General features: G+C 69.4%; 14 protein-coding genes. 8 read left to right on the top strand and 6 right to left on the bottom strand.

Annotated elements, in window-relative coordinates; all coding sequences use genetic code 11:
* Nucleotides 1-33 precede the first annotated feature (33 nt).
* Genes MA876_RS10660 through MA876_RS10650 form a run of 3 tightly spaced genes read left to right on the top strand, consistent with a single transcriptional unit; the run spans nucleotide 34 to nucleotide 2828 of the window.
* Nucleotides 34-246: a heavy-metal-associated domain-containing protein gene (locus MA876_RS10660; protein ID WP_248148641.1), complete on the top strand. Its 213-nt coding sequence runs from the start codon at nucleotides 34-36 to the stop codon at nucleotides 244-246.
* Nucleotides 246-2474: a heavy metal translocating P-type ATPase gene (locus MA876_RS10655; RefSeq protein WP_248148637.1), complete on the top strand. Its 2229-nt coding sequence runs from the start codon at nucleotides 246-248 to the stop codon at nucleotides 2472-2474. Before MA876_RS10660 ends, MA876_RS10655 begins: the two co-directional genes overlap by 1 nt.
* A gap of 15 nt (nucleotides 2475-2489) precedes the next feature.
* A complete protein-coding gene (locus MA876_RS10650) occupies nucleotides 2490-2828 on the top strand; it encodes a metal-sensitive transcriptional regulator (protein ID WP_248148634.1) in 339 nt (112 codons plus the stop codon).
* 3 nt (nucleotides 2829-2831) lie between these two features.
* Here the strand turns inward: MA876_RS10650 and rarD are convergent, their stop codons facing one another.
* Both rarD and groES read right to left on the bottom strand, forming a co-directional pair.
* Nucleotides 2832-3770: an EamA family transporter RarD gene (gene rarD / locus MA876_RS10645; protein WP_275562699.1), complete on the bottom strand. Its 939-nt coding sequence runs from the start codon at nucleotides 3768-3770 to the stop codon at nucleotides 2832-2834.
* 199 nt (nucleotides 3771-3969) lie between these two features.
* On the bottom strand, nucleotides 3970-4266 hold the full coding sequence (groES, locus tag MA876_RS10640; protein ID WP_017203655.1) for a co-chaperone GroES: 297 nt from the start codon (nucleotides 4264-4266) through the stop codon (nucleotides 3970-3972).
* Between the two features lie 217 nt (nucleotides 4267-4483).
* On the opposite strand from groES, the gene MA876_RS10635 reads away from it, so the two are divergent.
* From MA876_RS10635 to MA876_RS10620, 4 genes are all read left to right on the top strand, one after another.
* A complete protein-coding gene (locus MA876_RS10635) occupies nucleotides 4484-5983 on the top strand; it encodes an Hsp70 family protein (protein WP_248148628.1) in 1500 nt (499 codons plus the stop codon).
* Entirely contained in the window at nucleotides 5980-8502 is a 2523-nt protein-coding gene (locus tag MA876_RS19315; RefSeq protein ID WP_248148625.1) for a LuxR C-terminal-related transcriptional regulator, read from the top strand. The genes MA876_RS10635 and MA876_RS19315 overlap by 4 nt, the downstream gene beginning before the upstream one ends.
* Before the next feature lie 115 nt (nucleotides 8503-8617).
* Nucleotides 8618-9505, top strand: coding sequence for an IniB N-terminal domain-containing protein (locus MA876_RS10625; protein WP_248148623.1), 888 nt, complete (start codon nucleotides 8618-8620; stop codon nucleotides 9503-9505).
* Nucleotides 9492-10145, top strand: coding sequence for a hypothetical protein (locus MA876_RS10620; protein WP_248148621.1), 654 nt, complete (start codon nucleotides 9492-9494; stop codon nucleotides 10143-10145). Before MA876_RS10625 ends, MA876_RS10620 begins: the two co-directional genes overlap by 14 nt.
* Here MA876_RS10620 and MA876_RS10615 read toward each other — a convergent pair.
* The 4 genes from MA876_RS10615 to MA876_RS10600 form a co-directional block, all read right to left on the bottom strand.
* The gene (locus tag MA876_RS10615; RefSeq protein WP_248148619.1) at nucleotides 10074-11594 is read right to left on the bottom strand and encodes a dynamin family protein; all 1521 of its coding nucleotides are present in this window, start codon (nucleotides 11592-11594) and stop codon (nucleotides 10074-10076) included. The two genes, MA876_RS10620 and MA876_RS10615, sit on opposite strands and share 72 nt — an antisense overlap.
* Complete coding sequence (locus MA876_RS10610; protein WP_248148617.1) at nucleotides 11594-13462, bottom strand: dynamin family protein; 1869 nt, start codon at nucleotides 13460-13462, stop codon at nucleotides 11594-11596. The genes MA876_RS10615 and MA876_RS10610 overlap by 1 nt, the downstream gene beginning before the upstream one ends.
* Before the next feature lie 116 nt (nucleotides 13463-13578).
* Nucleotides 13579-14538 carry a hypothetical protein gene (locus MA876_RS10605; RefSeq protein WP_248148615.1) on the bottom strand — a complete coding sequence of 320 codons (960 nt, stop codon included), beginning with the start codon at nucleotides 14536-14538 and terminating at the stop codon, nucleotides 13579-13581.
* 81 nt (nucleotides 14539-14619) lie between these two features.
* Nucleotides 14620-15558: a hypothetical protein gene (locus MA876_RS10600; RefSeq protein ID WP_248148613.1), complete on the bottom strand. Its 939-nt coding sequence runs from the start codon at nucleotides 15556-15558 to the stop codon at nucleotides 14620-14622.
* A 178-nt stretch (nucleotides 15559-15736) separates the two neighbouring features.
* On the opposite strand from MA876_RS10600, the gene MA876_RS10595 reads away from it, so the two are divergent.
* Nucleotides 15737-16924, top strand: a complete 1188-nt coding sequence (locus MA876_RS10595) for a THUMP-like domain-containing protein (RefSeq protein ID WP_248148610.1) — start codon at nucleotides 15737-15739, stop codon at nucleotides 16922-16924.
* Nucleotides 16925-17132 lie beyond the last annotated feature (208 nt).

Genomic DNA, 17132 nt, shown 5'->3' with positions numbered 1-17132 from the left:
GGTATGCGAGCATCCCTCCACGAAAGGACCACCATGTCTGTCACGACCGAGTACCGCGTCACCGGAATGAGCTGCGGACACTGCGAGGCGAGCGTGCGGAGCGAGGTGGCCAAGCTCGACGGCATCGAGAGCATCTCCGTGAGCGCAGCGAGCGGCACCCTCGTGGTCGAGTCCGCGACGCCGCTGGACGACGCTGCTGTCGTCGCCGCGGTCGATGAGGCGGGCTACGAGGCGGCACGGGCCTGATGTCCTCCCCGACGGCCGCCTCTCGCATCGATCTCGAGATCGGCGGCATGACGTGCGCGTCGTGCGCCGCGCGCATCGAGAAGCGGCTCAACCGCATCGACGGCGTCGAGGCATCCGTCAACTATGCGACGGAGAAGGCGGTCGTCCACGCGTCGCAGGACGTCGACCCGGCGACGCTGATCGCCGAGGTCGAGAAGACCGGCTACACCGCGGCCGTGCCCGCTCCGCCGGCGCACGACGAGCACGACCACGACGTGACCGACAGCGAACTCGTGGGTCTGCGCCAGCGACTCATCGGCTCTGTCATCCTGTCGGTGCCGGTCATTCTGCTCGCGATGATCCCCGCGCTGCAGTTCACGTACTGGCAATGGGCGTCGCTCGCGCTCGCAGCGCCGGTCGTGGTGTGGGGTGCGTGGCCGTTCCACCGCGCCGCCTGGATCAACCTGCGCCACGGCGCGGCGACGATGGACACGCTCATCTCGCTCGGCGTCTCGGCCGCGTTCCTGTGGTCGCTCTACGCCCTCTTCTTCGGTCACGCCGGCATGCCGGGAATGACCCACGGATTCGAATGGACCGTCCAGCCCGGTGACGGTGCGGGGCAGATCTATCTCGAGGTCGCCGCCGGGGTCACGATGTTCGTGCTCGCCGGGCGCTACTTCGAAGTGCGCTCCAAGCGCCGTGCGGGCGCCGCGCTGCACGCTCTGCTCGAACTCGGGGCGAAGGATGTCGCGGTGCTCCGCGACGGCGTCGAGACGCGCATCCCGGTGGCCGAGCTGCGCGCGGGCGACGAGTTCATCGTGCGACCGGGCGAGAAGATCGCGACCGACGGCGTCGTCGTGAGCGGCACGTCCGCGATCGACACGTCGCTCGTGACGGGCGAGCCCGTGCCGGTCGAGGTGGCACCGGGCGACGCCGTCGTGGGTGCGACCGTCAACGCGGGCGGGCGCCTCGTGGTGCGCGCGACCCGCGTCGGCGCCGACACGCAGCTCGCGCAGATGGCGCGGCTGGTCGAAGAGGCCCAGTCGGGCAAGGCCGACGTGCAGCGCCTCGCCGACCGCATCTCGGGTGTCTTCGTGCCGATCGTGCTGGGCATCGCCGTCGTCACGCTCGGCGTGTGGCTCCTGCTCGGGTTCGACGCGGCATCCGCCTTCACCGCCGCCGTCGCCGTGCTCATCATCGCGTGCCCCTGCGCGCTCGGTCTCGCGACGCCGACCGCCCTGCTCGTGGGCACCGGTCGCGGCGCGCAGCTCGGCATCCTGATCAAGGGCCCCGAGATCCTCGAATCGACCCGCCGCGTCGACACCGTCGTCCTCGACAAGACCGGCACCGTCACGACCGGGCGCATGGCGCTCGTCGAGACGATCGGCGACGACCGCGACGAGGTGCTCCACCTCGCCGGATCGCTCGAGCACGCTTCGGAGCACCCCATCGCGCGGGCCATCGCGCGGGCGGCGGCCGAGGAGCGTCCGCTCGCCGAGGTCGACGGATTCCAGAACGTGCCCGGCCTCGGAGTCTCGGGCGTCGTCGACGGTCGCGCCGTCATCGTCGGTCGCCCGGCACTGCTGCGCGAGTGGGCCGTTCCGATCCCCGACGCGCTGGCAGAGCGCGCGCGCGAAGCCGAGGACCAGGGCCGCTCCGTCGTGTGGGTGGCGTGGGATGCTGCGGCGCGCGGCCTGCTCGTGGTGTCCGACCAGCTGAAGCCCACGAGCGCCGAGGCCATCTCACGGCTGCGCGGTCTCGGGCTGACGCCGGTTCTGCTGACGGGCGACAACGGGGCCGCGGCGCGCGCCGTCGCCGCCCAGGTGGGCATCGAGCGCGTCCACGCCGATGTGCTCCCCGCCGACAAGGTCGCGGTCGTCCAGACGCTGCAGGCCGAAGGCCGTGTCGTCGCAATGGTCGGGGACGGCGTCAACGACGCCGCCGCGCTGGCTCAGGCCGACCTCGGACTCGCGATGGGGACGGGCACGGATGCCGCGATCGAGGCATCCGACATCACACTCGTCCGCGGCGACCTGCGCAGTGCGGTCGACGCGATCAGGCTGTCGCGCTCGACGCTCGGCACGATCAAGATCAACCTCTTCTGGGCCTTCGCGTACAACGTGGCGGCGATCCCGCTCGCTGCGCTGGGTCTGCTCAACCCGATGATCGCGGGAGCCGCGATGGCGTTGTCCAGCGTCTTCGTGGTGGGCAACAGCCTGCTCCTGCGCCGCTTCCGCTCGATCTCATAGTGAATGGTGGACATAATGAACTCTGTACATGATGTACCGATCGCCGACGCAACCCCGGCCGCCGAGACCCACGCGCACCACGGGTATATCACCGACAAGGAGAAGTACCTCAATCGCCTCAAGCGCATCGAGGGTCAGGCCCGTGGCATCCACAAGATGGTGGACGACGAGAAGTACTGCATCGACATCCTCACGCAGATCAGCGCCCTCACGTCCGCACTCGAGGCCGTCGCGGTGGGACTGCTCGACGATCATCTGCGCCATTGCGTCGTGGACGCCGCGCGTCTGGGCGGACCCGAAGCGGACGCCAAGATCACCGAGGCGACGCAGGCGATCGCACGGCTCGTGCGCTGACGCTCAGGCCCGCGCCGCGCGGCGCGCGGACACGATCGAGTCGGTCGCGAGCACGGCGAGCGCGATCCAGACGAGGCCGAAGCCGATCCACCGCTCGATCGGCATCGGCTCACCCAGGATCACGGCGCCCGTGATGAACTGCATGACCGGAGTGAGGAACTGCAGCAGGCCGATGACCGTGAGCGGCACGCGGCGGGCACCCGCCGCGAAGAGCAGGAGCGGCACCGCGGTCGCGACGCCCACTCCGCTCAGCAGCAGGGCGTGACCGAGACCGTTCGACCCCATCGTGAGGCCGGTCGTCGCCGCGACGACGCCGAGGAGCACGGCCCCGACCGGCACGAGCCACATCGACTCGAGCGTCAGACCGCTGACGGCGTCGACCGACGGACCGATGCGCTTCTTGATGAGACCGTAGAGGCTGAACGATGCCGCGAGCGTCAGCGCGATCCAGGGGAACGACCCGTACCCGACGACGATGACGCCGACGGCGACCGCCGCGATGCCGACCGCGACCCACTGCGTCACGCGCAGCCGTTCGTGCAGCACGAGGACGCCCAGCACGATCGTCGCGAGCGGATTGATGAAGTAGCCCAGGCTCGTCTCGATCACGTGCCCCGTGAGGGTGCCGATGATGAAGACCTGCCAGTTGACGTAGATGAGGATGCCGGCGACCGCTGTGAGCCCGAGAAGCCGAGGCTGTCGCATGATCGCGAACAGCCGCCGCCACGACCGTGTGACCGCGAGGAGCAGGATGCAGAAGCCGAGCGCGAGCAGGATGCGCCACGCGACGAGCTCCCACGGCCCCGTCGGATCAAGCAGCAGGAAGTACAGCGGCAGGAAGCCCCACAGGAAGTACGACGCGAACGCGTAGAAGCCGCCGAGAAGCCTCTCGCGCTCACTCGTGCGCGCTGCCGCGGGAACCGAGATCCCGCCCGTCGACATCGCCGCTTCGCCGAGCGCCTCGCCGTCGGCGGGCTGAGCGGCGTCGGGTGTCACCACCTCAGCCTACGACCGCGTGCACGCGGGGACGGCCGGTGCGGCATCCATCCCCTGCCGATCATCGAGCGATCCCTGCCACGCCATGCGGAAGGGGTCCGGATGCCGAAGCACCCGGACCCCTTCGGATCGCGATGACGCGAGATCAGCGGACGACGACCGCCAGGACGTCGCGGGCCGACAGGACGAGGAACTCGTCCGCACCGAACTTGACCTCGGTGCCGCCGTACTTGCTGTAGAGCACGCGGTCGCCGACGGCGACGTCGAGCGGAACGCGGTTGCCGTTGTCGTCGATGCGGCCGGGGCCGACGGCCACGACCTCGCCCTCCTGGGGCTTCTCCTTGGCGGTGTCGGGGATGACGAGGCCACTCGCGGTGGTCTGCTCGGCCTCGACCTGCTTGATGACGATGCGGTCCTCGAGGGGCTTGATGGAAACCGACACGGTCCACCTCTTTCTTTGAACGGAGACTGAAGACTCGTTAGCACTCTGACAGGGAGAGTGCTGAATCAAGTCTAGGGATGCGCTGGCACTCACGCAATGTGAGTGCCAATTCGAAGCATCCACAATCCGAATGCGGCGCGGGTTCGAATGGAGGGTGCATGACGCGGAACCCGACGCACTCACCCCGGTGCGCCACCGTGTCGCTTGGAGATGCACAATGTCAGCGCACTTCACTCTCGCCGTCGACGTCGGGACGAGCCGCACGGCCGCGGCGATCGCGAGAATCGCGTCGGACGGCCGGATCGAGACGGAGTCGTTCCCGCTCGGTCGTCGCTCCGACACCGCACCGAGCGTCGTGTTCGTCGCCGACGGGGAGATGCTCTTCGGCGACTCCGCGGAACGGCGGGGCATCTGGCAGCCCGACCGGCTCCTGCGCGACGTGAAGCGCCGGATCGGAGACGGCGTGCCGATCCTGGTGGCGGACGAGCGGTTCTCTCCCGAGAAGCTCTACGCGTCGACGGTCGCGTGGGTCGTGGACACCGTCGTCGAACGCGAGGGGTCCTCCCCCGACGCCGTCGCCGTCACCGTTCCGGCGACGTGGGGCCCGCATCGCATCGCACTGGTCCGTGCGGCACTCGCACGCGAAGGCTGGGCGGACGTCGACGTCCTCACCGAGCCCGAAGCCGCCGTCCGCCACTACGAGGCCGGGCATCCGCTGTCCACGGGCGGCACGGTGGGTGTCTACGATCTCGGCGGCGGCACGTTCGACACCGCCGTCGTGCGCAAGCGCGAAGACGGCGATCTCGACGTGCTCGGCACACCCCGCGGCCTCGCCGACTTCGGCGGCGCCGACATCGACGATCTCGTGTTCCACCATGTGCTCGCATCCGCCGAGGTGGACGACGACGATCTGCAGGGCGGCGAAAGCGAGCGTCTCGCGCTCTCGGCACTGCGACGCGACTGCACGGACGCGAAGGAGGCCCTGTCCTTCGACTCCGAGGCCGTCATCCCGCTGCTCCTCGGCGCGAGGCGCCACACCGTGCGCATCGTCCGCTCCGAGTTCGAAGCGATCGTCGAAGAGGAGCTCGCCCGCACCGTCGCCGTGCTGTCCGACGCGCTCGAGAACGCGCACACCTCGGCGTCCGAGCTCGACGCGATCCTGCTGACCGGCGGCTCGTCGCGCATCCCGCGGGTCGCACAGAAGCTCTCGGAGGCGTTCGAGCGCCCCCTGCTCGTCGACACCGACCCCAAGGCCACGATCGCACGAGGTGCCGCCCGCGTCGCCGCGGAACGTCAGGTCGCCGTGGAGGCGACGGATGTCGAGACGGATGCCGCGGCAGACGCCGAACCCCCGCCCTTCCCCGTTGCGCTCGCTCCTCGTCGGCGCAGATTCGCCGCGGGGCCTGTCATCGCCGTCGCCGCCGGAGCACTCGTCCTGGTCGCCGGCATCGGACTATCGGTCGGACTTCCCGCGCCCGCGGCGCCGACGGGGGACGGCGAACCGTCACCGGCGATCTCGAGCACGCCCGCACCCGTCACCGCCGACCTCGCGGAGGAACGGCTCCGTGCGGCAACGGAAGCGCCCACCGTGAGCATTCCGCAGCAGCCACTGCCGGTCGAGACTCCGCTCCTCGAGCCGGCACCGGCATCCGATCGCATCCGGAACCTGCAGGACCCGCTCGCCCCCGAGCCGACGCCGACGGAGGTCGAGCAGTGAGCACGAAGACGAACTCCCCCATCCCGGTCACGGCGGCGGCGCGCTTCGCCGAGATGCCGACGCCGTCGACGCGCCTCGCGCGCGTGCACATCGACGCCATGATCGCCGACGAGGCACCGCTGCGGACCCTCGTGGTGGGTCCCTCCGGGTCCGGGAAGTCGCGCATCCTCCGTCACCTCCGGCGTGTCCTCGTCGAGCGCGGCCTGACCGTCGTCACGAACGCCTCGGCGTCCGACATCCGCTCGCTGCCGGCCGCGCACGTCCTGCTCGTCGACGACGCGCATCTGCTCGACGACGACCGCCTCGACGCCGCCGCCGAGCGCGCCGACGATGACGGCGCCTCCCTCATCGTCGCGACGCGCCCCTGGCCGCTGTCGACCAGGCTCGCGGCGATCTCGAGCCGCCTCGAACGAACGCAGCCCGCGATCGTCCTCGGTCACCTCGCGCGCTCCGACCTGGCGTCTGACGCCGAACTGCCCGACGAATGTGCCGACGACATCCTGATCCGCACGGGCGGGACGGCATGGCTCGTCGCGGAGTCCCTCGAGATCCATGCCGCGACCGCGTGCACGCAGCCACCCGATCATTCGTTCCTGCAGGAGGCCCTCCAGGACGTGATCGCACACCGCCTGCACGCGAGCACGCCGCGTGTGCGGGAGCTGCTCGAGGAGCTGAGTCTCGCCCACGCGAGTGGCACGGCGGTGAGCGCCGACGACGACACGTTCGAGGAGGCATACTCCGACGGGCTCGTCCAGCGCAACGGGCAGATCGTGCCGATTGTGCGCGCAGCGGTCCGTTCGACCATGCCCGTCGAACGACTCGTCGAGCTCTACGCGCGGGATGACGGCGACGACTCGATCGCCGCGCTGCTCTCAGGCGTGCGCGACACCCGGGCGGTGGAGGCTCTCATCCACCACGCCGACGCCGCGGCCGCGCACGAGCCGCGGCGCGCCGCACAGCTGCTCGAGACCGCGGCCGACGCCGGAGCGGGAGCGACCATGATCGCGATCCGCCGCGCCCGCGTGGACTGGACACTCGGCGACGTCGAGGCGGCGAGCGCGCAGCTCGACGCCGTGTCGATCGAGGTCGGGGACCCGGATGCCGCGATCGCCGCCGATACCGCGGCGGCGATCTGGTCCGCGCGCGGACTCGCCGAGCTCGCCGACCAGGTCTATCGGACGCACCCGCCCACGACGCCCGATTCCGCTGCGCGCGCGTCACTCGCGGCCCTCGCCGCCGCCGACCGCGACCGGGCGCTCGCTCAGACCGGCGGCACGCGCGCCGGTGAGATGCCCTCGACGCTCGGAGTCTCGCTCGACCTGCTCGCGCAGGGTGTGCGAGCGAGCCTCGACGGCGCTGCGCAGACGGCGCTGTCGGACTTCGTGCGTGCGAGCGAGATGTACACGTCGTCGGACGAGACCGGCCCCGTGCCCGAACTTCCTGCCGTCGTCGCCGCGCTGGCCGCCATCCACCTGGGCGAGCTCGACGTCGCGCGATCCGTCATCGACGCGGCCGTGCGCGATGGTCACGGCGGCACCTGGGCACGAGATCGGCTCGTGCTGTGGAGCGCCTGGATCGCACTGCAGCAGGAGCGGGCGCCCGAGGTCGAGGCCGCCATCCAGTCGATGATCCCGCGAGCGCGCGGGCTGAGCCCTCGAGACAAGCTCCTCTTCGACGCGCTCTCGCTCGCGATCGCACGGAGGTACCACGACGCACCTGCACTCGAGGCGGCCTGGCGCGGGACCCGAGAGAGCCTTCTGCGCGCTCGATTCGACCTCTTCAGCATCCTGCCACTGTGCGAGTTCGTGGCGACCGCGGCGCGGATCGGCGAGTCGGATCGCCTCGGTCCTCATCTCACGGATGCACTCGCGCGCATGGCCGCGCTCGGGGCTCCCCCGCTGTGGTCCGCTCACCTGCACTGGGCCGGGATCCAACAGGGAATCCTGCTCGGGCGACCCGACGACCTGGCGCCGCACGCGCGGGCTCTCGTGGCGGCAGCTCCCCACAATCGTCTCGCGGCGATGATGGCGCAGGCCGGCCGGGTCTGGACGACGGTGCTGTCGGGGGACGTCGACGCCGACCTCGTCGAGAAGGCGGCGACGGGACTCGCGTCTGTCGGTCTCGCCTGGGACGGCGCCCGACTCGCGGGCCACGGAGCGAGCCGCTCGAAGGATCGCAAGGCCGTGTCGCAGCTGCTCGCGTGCGCGCGGCGCCTGCATCCGCGGGACGACATGCGACCGGCGAACGTCGAGAGCCGACGCGAAGCCCCCGTGGTACGGCCCCGCTCGCACGCCGAACTCAGCCCGAGAGAGCGAGAGGTCGCCGTCCTGGTGGTCGAAGGCAAGACGTACGCCGAGATCGGATCGGCGATCTTCATCTCACCGCGGACTGCTGAGCACCACATCGCCCGTATCCGTCGTCGCCTCGAGGCGACGACGAGGTCGGACCTCATCGCGAAGCTGCGTGTCGTGCTCGACGACGAACCCGAGCCCGCCGTCGACGAGCGGGCGTCCGCGTGAACCCCCTGGGCATTTCCCCCTACTCCTCGGGCGCGGACTGCGGGTATTACCCCGACGCGCGCGAGCACCCCGACCTCTACCGTCGAAGCAGGATCCACACCATAAGGAGCCGACCATGAGCCTCACGCTCACCACGATCGCGGATGCCCTCATCGAGTTCATCCTCAGCCTGCTGCGGGATCCCGCGGCCGCCGCCGAGTTCGACGAGGATCCGGAGGGGATGCTGGCGCACCGCGGCCTGAACCACGCGAGCGCGTCGGATGTCGCATCCGTCGCCCCCATCGTCATCGAACGCACGCAGGTCATCCAGGTCGTCAAACCGGTGCACGTCGAGCATCATCCGAACCCGGTGGTGCGCGAGATCAAGCAGGTCACGACCCACGTGCAGTGGGTGGACGATCGCGACACGGTCGTCGACCAGTCGGTCAACCAGAACATCTGGGCCGAGGGCGACGTCACGCAGACCTTCGATCAGGAGGCCGTCGTCGCCTCGGGCGATGAAGCCATGGCCGCCGGCGAGGACCTCGACAACGAGGAGTCGCTCGACCAGTCCACGACGATCGAGGCAGGCGGCGACGCGAACATCGGCAACGAGACCGATGTCACCGTCATCGAGGACTCGATGAACGAGGATTCCGACACCTCGACGTCGACGGACGAGTCCACGGTCGTCGTGGTCGAGGATTCTGCGAACGACGAGTCCACGGACGTCGCGATCGACGAATCCGGCAACACGGCGATCGAGGATGCCAGCGTCACCCAGATCGACGGCCCCGTCATCGTGGACGACACCGGCGCAGGCTTCGTCGTCGAGGAGACGCCAGCCGAGCAGGTCGTCGAGGAACCGGCGACCGAGGAGATCGTCGTCGAGGAGCCCGCAGACGTCTACCCCGACGCCGCGGCCGAATACACCGAGGCGGACGTCTCCACGGATTCCTCGGCCGCGTTCGAAGAGCTCGATGCCGCCCTGACGAGTGAGATCCCGGCCGATGACGATCTCTGAGACGTCGCGCGACGAGACGGCCCCCGAGGCCCCCGCACGCGTCAGCCCCGCCGAGGCGCACCTCGAGCGCCGCGCTGCCGTGCCCGAGCGACCCTCGCTCGCGGGCAAGGACGCCGCTCCCGTGCTCGTGAAAGCTCCGCCGCCCGTCGTCGTACGGATCGCGCAGCTGCTGTGGGTGACGAGCCTGCTGGCCGGAGCGGCGGGCGTCGTCTACCTGATGGTCATCCGACAGGCACAGCTGCCCGAGATCGCCGACCTCGTGCGCGGCGTCGACGGCAGCAGAGCAGACGAGACGTACACGTCGGCGGCCGACATCGTGTTCTGGTCGGTGTTCACTCCGCTGGTCGCGATGATCATGCTGCAGATCGTCCTGCTCGTGTCGTTCGCGAACCGCCGACCGAAAGTGCGGTGGTGGCAGTTCGGCTCGGTGCTGTTCCTCGCGGGGGTCGTGCTCATCGCGGGCGAACTCGTCGCGTTCGGCGATCGCGGTCTCCCCCTCGAGCGCATTCTGCAGGCGCAGGTCGTGCTGGCTGCACTCGGACTGCTCGTGAGCGTCCTGCCGCCGGCTCTACGCTGGAGCGCCCGTCGTCACGACATCCGACGCGGACCCGAGGCGCCCGTCGGCGACGCCCAGCTCTGACGCGGCTCCTTCGGCGCTGCGGATCACGACACGTGCGAGATCCGCGGCGCCGCGGTCGGTCACGGGCGATTCGGCGAGAGCGTGCCAGTGCGCGAGGACGTCGCGGACGCGGGATGCCGCCTGCTGATCGGTCGCGGACACCGCGAGCCCGAGACGCGCTGACGGCGTCGTGCCGTCGCCCCCGATGAGGCGTTCCGCCTCGGCGTGGTCCTGTTGATCGAGCCCGAGATCGGCCGAGCGCAGCGCCGCGAGCAGCTCGAGCTCCCGCAGATCGTGTTCTCCGGCGCGCAGACGCTCGATCGCCCCCTGCAGCTCCTGCGATCCGTCGATCGGACGCTCGCGCAGGAGCGTCTCGACCACCTGCAGGGCGCCCCGTGCCTTGAGCGCGGCCGCACGCGAGCGGAACTGGTCCGCGACGAAGCGCTGCACGTCCACCAGCCCGCTCTGCTGCACCATGCGGTCTCGCAGATCGGACGACGACGTCGCGCCTCCGCGCACGAGAGCAGCACCCAGCCGCACGCCGAAGAGCCCGAACCGATCCAGCAGCGCTCGGCGCGTCTCGACCGTGAGAGTCGCGTCTTCGAACGGGCGTGTGAACCGATCGACCGAGATCAGCATCCGGTCCCGCACCTCCCGATCGAGGTCCGCGAGCTCTCTGAAGGCGGCGAACTCGCTCTCGCGCAGCGTGCGGGCCGCTTCGGCGAGCAGACCGGCGACGGGGATGCAGTCGAGGGCGAGGGTGCGCAGGTCACCGTCCCGGCGATACCGCCCGGCGATCTGCGCCGCCGAGAGCAGGGAGTCGATGCGGCCGGAGCCGATCTCGTCCGCGCGCGAGAGAAGCGCGACCGCGTTGACCGCGTGGGCCGACCCCGCCGCGCTGTCGCGGAACGCCTCGAGGAAGCCGACGTCGGTCGAGTGGACGTGACGCAGCAGGTAGAGGATCGCATCCGCTCCGGACTCCGAGTCGTCCGGCGTCAGGAAGCGGAAGGACCGTGCCGATACCGCTTCCGAGAGCGAGCCGATGCCCGGCGTGTCGATGAGGATCAGCGAGCGCAGGCTCTCGGACGGCCATTCGACCTCGATCCGCGCCACGTCGTCCGCGGTGCGGCCCTCGAGGTCGAGGACGAGCTGTCCGTCGACGCGACGCACGGGGAGCTGCTCCTCGGCGCCGTTCGCGAGGTGCAGCGTGATCTTCGCGGTCTGCCCGTAGCGGTACCACGTGATCGTGCGCGTGCACTCCCCCGCATCGGTGGGTGCGATCTTCTCGCCGATGAGCGCGTTCAGCAGAGTGGATTTGCCCGCCTTGACCATTCCGGCCACGGCGAGTCGCAGGGGCTCGTGGATGCGCCCGATCCATTCGTCGAGGCGCCCCACAGCGTCCTCGTCGTCGCCGTACACCTCCCGCGCAGCGTCGAGGAGCGACGAGAGCTCGCGGAGTCCGGCGTGCATCAGCGCTCCGCACCGTCGGCGGCGAGCGCCGGCACCTCGGCGCGCAGCGCCTCGATGCGGGCCAGCTGGGCCTGGAGTTCGCGGATGCGGTCATCACGGTCAGCGGTGTACATCGTCGCGGCCTGCTTCGCGGCGAGCACGGAATCCGACAGCGAGCGATGCAGTTCGTCGGCGATCGAGCCGAAGTGGTCGCGGGCGACGCGCTGCACGAGGCGCAGTCTGTCCTTCAGCTGCTTGCCCACCTGGAAGACGACGTCCTCGATGTGGCGCCGCGTGAGGTTCTTCGCCTCGGCCTGCCGCCGTGACAGGCGGGATGTCATGTCTTCGCGGTACGCGCGGCGACCGACCAGCACGCCCACCAGGAGCGACAGCGGATTGATGAGCGACATGCCGATGAGGCTCGTCGCGAGGCCCGCCATGAGCACTCCGCCGTACGACCCGCGCACGCCGATGTAGATCTTCTCGGCTGCTCCGAGCCTGCCCTCGTCCATGCCCTGGAGCGGTTCGACGGGGTCGAGCACCCCCACCGTGTCGCCGACATCGAGGTACGGGATCTCGGCCTGATCCGCCATGAACTCCTCGGCGACCTGCTCAGAGAGCCAGCGCGAGCGGTCGTTGGTCCACACGAACGTCTCGGAGACCGCGTCCGACACCCGAAGGTTCAGCCACTCGACGATCTGATCCCAGATCGGTCCGGGGTCGCCTTCGTCGATGGATGTCTCGGCCTCGCGCTGCACCTTGCGCAGGCGATCGCGCAGATCGTGCTCGGTGTCTGCGACGAGATCCGAGATCCCGTCGCTCAGCGTCACCTGCCAGCGCGACGACCTGCTGCGGAACTCGTCCGCGCGGGTCTTGGCCTCTTCGAGCTGCGCGATCATGCGCGGCGTGTCCTGCGGATTCGTGAGGGCGGTGAGCTCGGTCTTGGCGGTCATCGAGAGCTGCTCGACGACCGAGACCAGGTCGTGCACGGCCGCCCGCTGGTGGACCACCTCGGCGCGACCGAGCACGTCGTTGCGCAGGTGCGCGACGAGTGCGGGGAAGCCGGATTCGTCATTGAGGTCGCGGTCCTGCTCCTTCGCCGCGAGCAGGCGCAGGTCGCTCGACACCGCGAACATCGGGATCCGCCCGACCTCGCCGAGATGGGAGCGATCGACACGCTCGATCTCGCGCCACTCGGGGTAGATGTCGGTCTTCGACAGGACGGCGGCGACGTTGGGCGAAACGCGCAGAGCATGGCGCAGGAATTGCACTTCGGGCTCGGTGTACTCCTGCGATGCGTCCGACACGAGGAGCACGGCATGAGCCGTCGACAGGGCTGCGAGGGTGCTGACCGAACGGGTCGATTCGATGCCGCCCACGCCCGGCGAGTCCACGATCCGCAGTCCGCCGCGCAGGATGGCGCGGGGCAGCAGCACTTCGGCGCCCACGATGTCCTGCTTGATCTCGCTCGTACCCCGCTCCGACACGAACTCCGCGAGGTCGTCGAGCGGGATCGGCATGCGGCCGATGCGCGGCTCGGCCGCCGATTCGTCGCGCACGAGCGCGAACGCCGCCGGTTCGTCGGCGAACGAGACCGAGGTCGGGACGCTCGTCGCGATGTCGTCGTCCACGGGGCACGCGGGAGCGTTCACGAGGGCGTTGACGAGTTTGCTCTTGCCCTGCTTGAACTGCCCGACGACGATGACCCGGACGAACGGGTCGAGCAGTCGCGCGCGCGTCTGCTCGAGCCTCTCGACCAGATCGGCCCGCCCGACGGCCTGCGAGTACGCCGCCGCCCTGTCGACGAGAGGGACGAGCTCGTCGGTCACCCGCTCGGTCGTGATCGTGCCGGCATCCGCCTCTGCGGCCGTCTGGACTGCATCCGTCATCGTCGACTTCTCTCGTTCGGGGGCCGTGAGCATCCTGACGACGATGACCCTCGGATGCGCATCCGAGGGTCATCGCGGTCCTGATCGCTATTCGGAGCGACCGGCGGAACGGATCGTCAGGAGTCGAAGTCCATGTCGGGCGTCTCGGTCGCCCCGATCGAGGCGTCCTCGCTGCCCCAGATCACGTCGGCGTCGACGTCCCACGTGCTCTCGGTCGACGAGGTGAGCTCCTCGTTGAACGAGCCGTCGGCCATCCAGCTCTGCGAGCTGTCGTTGTACGAGTCGTCGGTCGACTCGTGCGTCGAGCTGTCCGTCCACGATGAGCTGTCGACCTCGGAGTTGTACGACCCCTCGATGTTCACGACGTCCGTCGTGTTGTTGAGGTTGATGTCGCCGCCCGCGGTGAAGTCCGTCGAACGATCGACCGACTGGGTCAGGTTGACGTCCCCGCCGGCCGCGAACGATCCGTTGCCGGATGCCACGATCGCCGTGTTGCCGCCGGCCCCGTCGACCTCGCCCCAGCCTTCGACGTTGCCGTTGAAGGACTGGTCGACGATCGTGTTCTGGTTGTTGACCCAGACATCCCCGCCACCGCCGCCGGCACCGCCGAGCGACACGTCGCCGAAGCCCGTGTCATAGCTGCGCGTGCCGACCTCGATCGAGTGGTCGTCGACCGACTCGTCCAGGTGCGAGTTGTACGAGCCCGAGATGTGCTCGAACGAGAACGCGTTGCCCGACCCGTTGGTCGAGTTGTCCGAGTGGTCGTCCATGGAGTTGTCGGAGTTGTCGTTGTACGACCCGTCGATGCCCGTCGTCATGTCGTGCGAGTCGACGTTCCCGACGCCGTCGAGCGAGACGTCGGCGTTGCCGCTCCCGTTGACGGAGTTGTCGGTGTTGCCGCTGCCGGTGATGTCGGTCATCGAGTTGCCGCTGCCGTTGACGGAGTCATCGGAGTTGCCGACGCCGCTCAGGTCCGCCGTGTAGCTGGTGTTGTTGGTCGTGTTGGTGGTGTTGTTCGAGTCCCGCACCTTCGTGTTGAACGAGTCGTCGAAGTCCTCGAGGTCGTAATCGGCCATGATCTTCTGCTTCCTGTCGTGATGTGGTCAGTGTCTGGGTTCCGGCCGCCGACGCTTGGGCACCGGCGGCCGGAGATCGGGTCAGCCCGCGAAGTCGATCGACGCGTCGGAGCTGTGGATGATCGCGTCGACGTCAGCCGTGACGTCGGTGCTCTCGAACAGGTCGTTCGTCTCGTTGAACGAGTCGGTGGCCGTGTAGTCCTCGGACCAGTCGTTGTACGACCCGCTGGTGTCGCTGTGCGTCGAGGAGTCCTCCCACGTGGAGTTGTCCTCCCAGCTGTTGTACGAGTCCGTGATGTTCACGACGGACGTCTCGTTGCCGATGTTGATGTCCCCCTCGGGTGCGGAGAAGCTCGTCGACTGGTCCACGTTCGTCGTGAGGTTGACGTCTCCGCCCGCGGCGATCGAGTCATCGCCCGAGGCGACGACGGCGTGGCCGCCGCCCGCACCCCACGCGCCGCCCGCCACATTGGCGTTGAACGACTGGTCGATGATCGTGTTCTGGTTGTTGATCATCGTGTCGCCGTCGCCGCCGGCACCCGAGCCGCCGCCGAGGCTGACGCTGCCGAAGCCGGTGCTGTAGTCGCGGTTGCCGACGTGGATCGAGTGGTCGTCCGTCGAGGCGTCCGTCCACGAGTTGTACGAGTCCTCCGTCACCATCTCGGACCAGGAGTTGTTCGAGTCGTTCGTCGAGTTGTCGCTGTGGTCGTCGACCGAGTTGTCGGAGTCGTCGTTGTACGAGTCCGTGGTCTGCATCCAGCTGTCGTTCGAGTCCTCGTTGAACGAGTCGCTCACGTCGACGGCGAGGTTGCCGCTGTCGTTGGTCGAGTTGTCCTGGTTCCACGAGTCGGCGATGCCGAGGTCCGTGTTGCCGCTGTCGTTCGTGGAGCTGTCCTCGTTGTACGAGTCCTCCACGGCGACGCCCAGGTTGGCGTTGTTGGTCGTGTTGGCGGTGTTGCCCGAGTTCCACGTGCCCGAGTTGAAAGAGTCGTCGTACTCGGTGATGTCGATGTCGTCCATGAGTCCATCCCTTTTCCGGGGGCGGCGCCCCACGTGCGGTTGATAGTGGTTTCACGCTACGAACGCGCGGAGCGGGGCACATCGGGGATGCACACGGGGCTTTCCCCGGTGGCCGAGGGGGATTTCGGTGCGGTTCCGACGTGCGGGAGGGGGATCCGCTCCGCCATAGGGTGAGGGGATGGATGCTGCGGAGCTCGAGGCGCTGCTCACCCCCGACGGCCTGCGGCTGCTGGATGCGCTCCCGCCCGTCGAGTCCGACGACGACGTCGCGCGCACCGTGACGCGCCTGCGCAAGGACGGCCACACACCCGATCTCGTGTCGGCGGTCGTCGGCCAGTCGCGGCTGCGGGTCAAGGCCCGCGCGAAGTTCGGGGAGTTCGCCGAGCGCATGCTGTTCACCCGCGCGGGACTCGAACAGGCGACGCGGCTGTCGATCGCGGCCCGGCACGCGGGGCGGTTCCGCGACGCGGGCATGACCTCGGTCGCCGATCTCGGATGCGGCATCGGCGGCGACGCCCTCGGTCTCGCGGCGCTCGGGCTCCGGGTGACGGCTGTCGACGCGGACGAGGTCACCGCCGCGATCGCCGCCTACAACCTCGCACCGTTCGGCGACGACGTGACGGTGCGCCATGGCACGGCCGAGACATCCGATCTGTCGGGAGTCGACGCGGTCTGGCTCGACCCCGCCCGCCGGACGTCCGGTCACAGCGAGACGACGCGCACGCGGCCCGCGGACTGGTCACCGTCGCTGGACTGGGTGTTCGACCTCGCGTCGCGTCTGCCGGCCGGGATCAAGCTCGGTCCGGGGCTCGACCGCGATCTGCTCCCCCCAGACGTCGAGGCGCAGTGGGTGAGCGCCGACGGCTCGACGATCGAGCTCGTGCTGTGGTCGGGCGTGTTGAGCCGGCCGGGCGTCCGCCGGGCAGCTCTCGTCGTGCGCGGCGACACGGCGCACGAGGTGACGTCGACGAGGGATGCCGAGGACGAGCCCGTCCGTCCCCTCGGCGCCTACCTGCACGAGCCGGACGGCGCCGTCATCCGCGCACGCCTCATCGGCGACGTCGCCCGCTCTCTGGACGCCGGCATGCTCGACGAGCGCATCGCCTACCTCACGTCCGACGCCGCGCTCACGAGTCCGTTCGTCTCGAGCTTCCGCGTGCGCGAAGTGCTGCCGGCCGATCCGAAGGCGCTCTCCCGCGCATTGCGCGAGCGCGGTATCGGTCGGCTCGAGATCAAGAAGCGCGGGGTCGACATCGACCCGGCGCGGCTGCGCACGCAGCTGAAGCTCCGCGGCGACGCATCGGCGACGCTCTTCGTCACGCGCATCGGCGACAAGCGCACCGCGATCCTCGCCGACCGCGCCTGAGCTGCGCCCTCTGCGCAAGCGCCGGAGCGTCAGCACCGCACTGCCGGAGTTCCCGAACGAGGACACGCCTGACGCTCGTGTCGCCCAGTAGACACTCGCGAGAAGCTCCTGGAACGAAGGACACACCCGAAAAAGCTCCCGCAACGAAGGACGGCAACGAATGGTGTCCTTCACTCCAGGAACGAACCCAACACGTCCTTCACTCCAG

It is taken from the genome of Microbacterium aoyamense (assembly GCF_023155855.1).
In the GTDB taxonomy this organism is placed as follows: Bacteria; Actinomycetota; Actinomycetes; order Actinomycetales; family Microbacteriaceae; genus Microbacterium; species Microbacterium aoyamense.
The sequence above is the reverse complement of the archived record's forward strand: the minus strand, read 5'-3'. Positions and strand labels throughout refer to the sequence as shown.

Bases quoted from the DNA above. Each gene is read 5' to 3' on its own strand.
- MA876_RS10660 (WP_248148641.1), top strand. From the start codon at position 34: ATGTCTGTCACGACCGAGTACCGCGTCACCGGAATGAGCTGCGGACAC.
- MA876_RS10655 (WP_248148637.1), top strand. From the start codon at position 246: ATGTCCTCCCCGACGGCCGCCTCTCGCATCGATCTCGAGATCGGCGGC.
- MA876_RS10650 (WP_248148634.1), top strand. From the start codon at position 2,490: ATGAACTCTGTACATGATGTACCGATCGCCGACGCAACCCCGGCCGCC.
- rarD (WP_275562699.1), bottom strand. From the start codon at position 3,770: ATGTCGACGGGCGGGATCTCGGTTCCCGCGGCAGCGCGCACGAGTGAG.
- MA876_RS10635 (WP_248148628.1), top strand. From the start codon at position 4,484: ATGTCAGCGCACTTCACTCTCGCCGTCGACGTCGGGACGAGCCGCACG.
- MA876_RS10625 (WP_248148623.1), top strand. From the start codon at position 8,618: ATGAGCCTCACGCTCACCACGATCGCGGATGCCCTCATCGAGTTCATC.
- MA876_RS10620 (WP_248148621.1), top strand. From the start codon at position 9,492: ATGACGATCTCTGAGACGTCGCGCGACGAGACGGCCCCCGAGGCCCCC.
- MA876_RS10615 (WP_248148619.1), bottom strand. From the start codon at position 11,594: ATGCACGCCGGACTCCGCGAGCTCTCGTCGCTCCTCGACGCTGCGCGG.
- MA876_RS10610 (WP_248148617.1), bottom strand. From the start codon at position 13,462: ATGACGGATGCAGTCCAGACGGCCGCAGAGGCGGATGCCGGCACGATC.
- MA876_RS10605 (WP_248148615.1), bottom strand. From the start codon at position 14,538: ATGGCCGATTACGACCTCGAGGACTTCGACGACTCGTTCAACACGAAG.
- MA876_RS10600 (WP_248148613.1), bottom strand. From the start codon at position 15,558: ATGGACGACATCGACATCACCGAGTACGACGACTCTTTCAACTCGGGC.
- MA876_RS10595 (WP_248148610.1), top strand. From the start codon at position 15,737: ATGGATGCTGCGGAGCTCGAGGCGCTGCTCACCCCCGACGGCCTGCGG.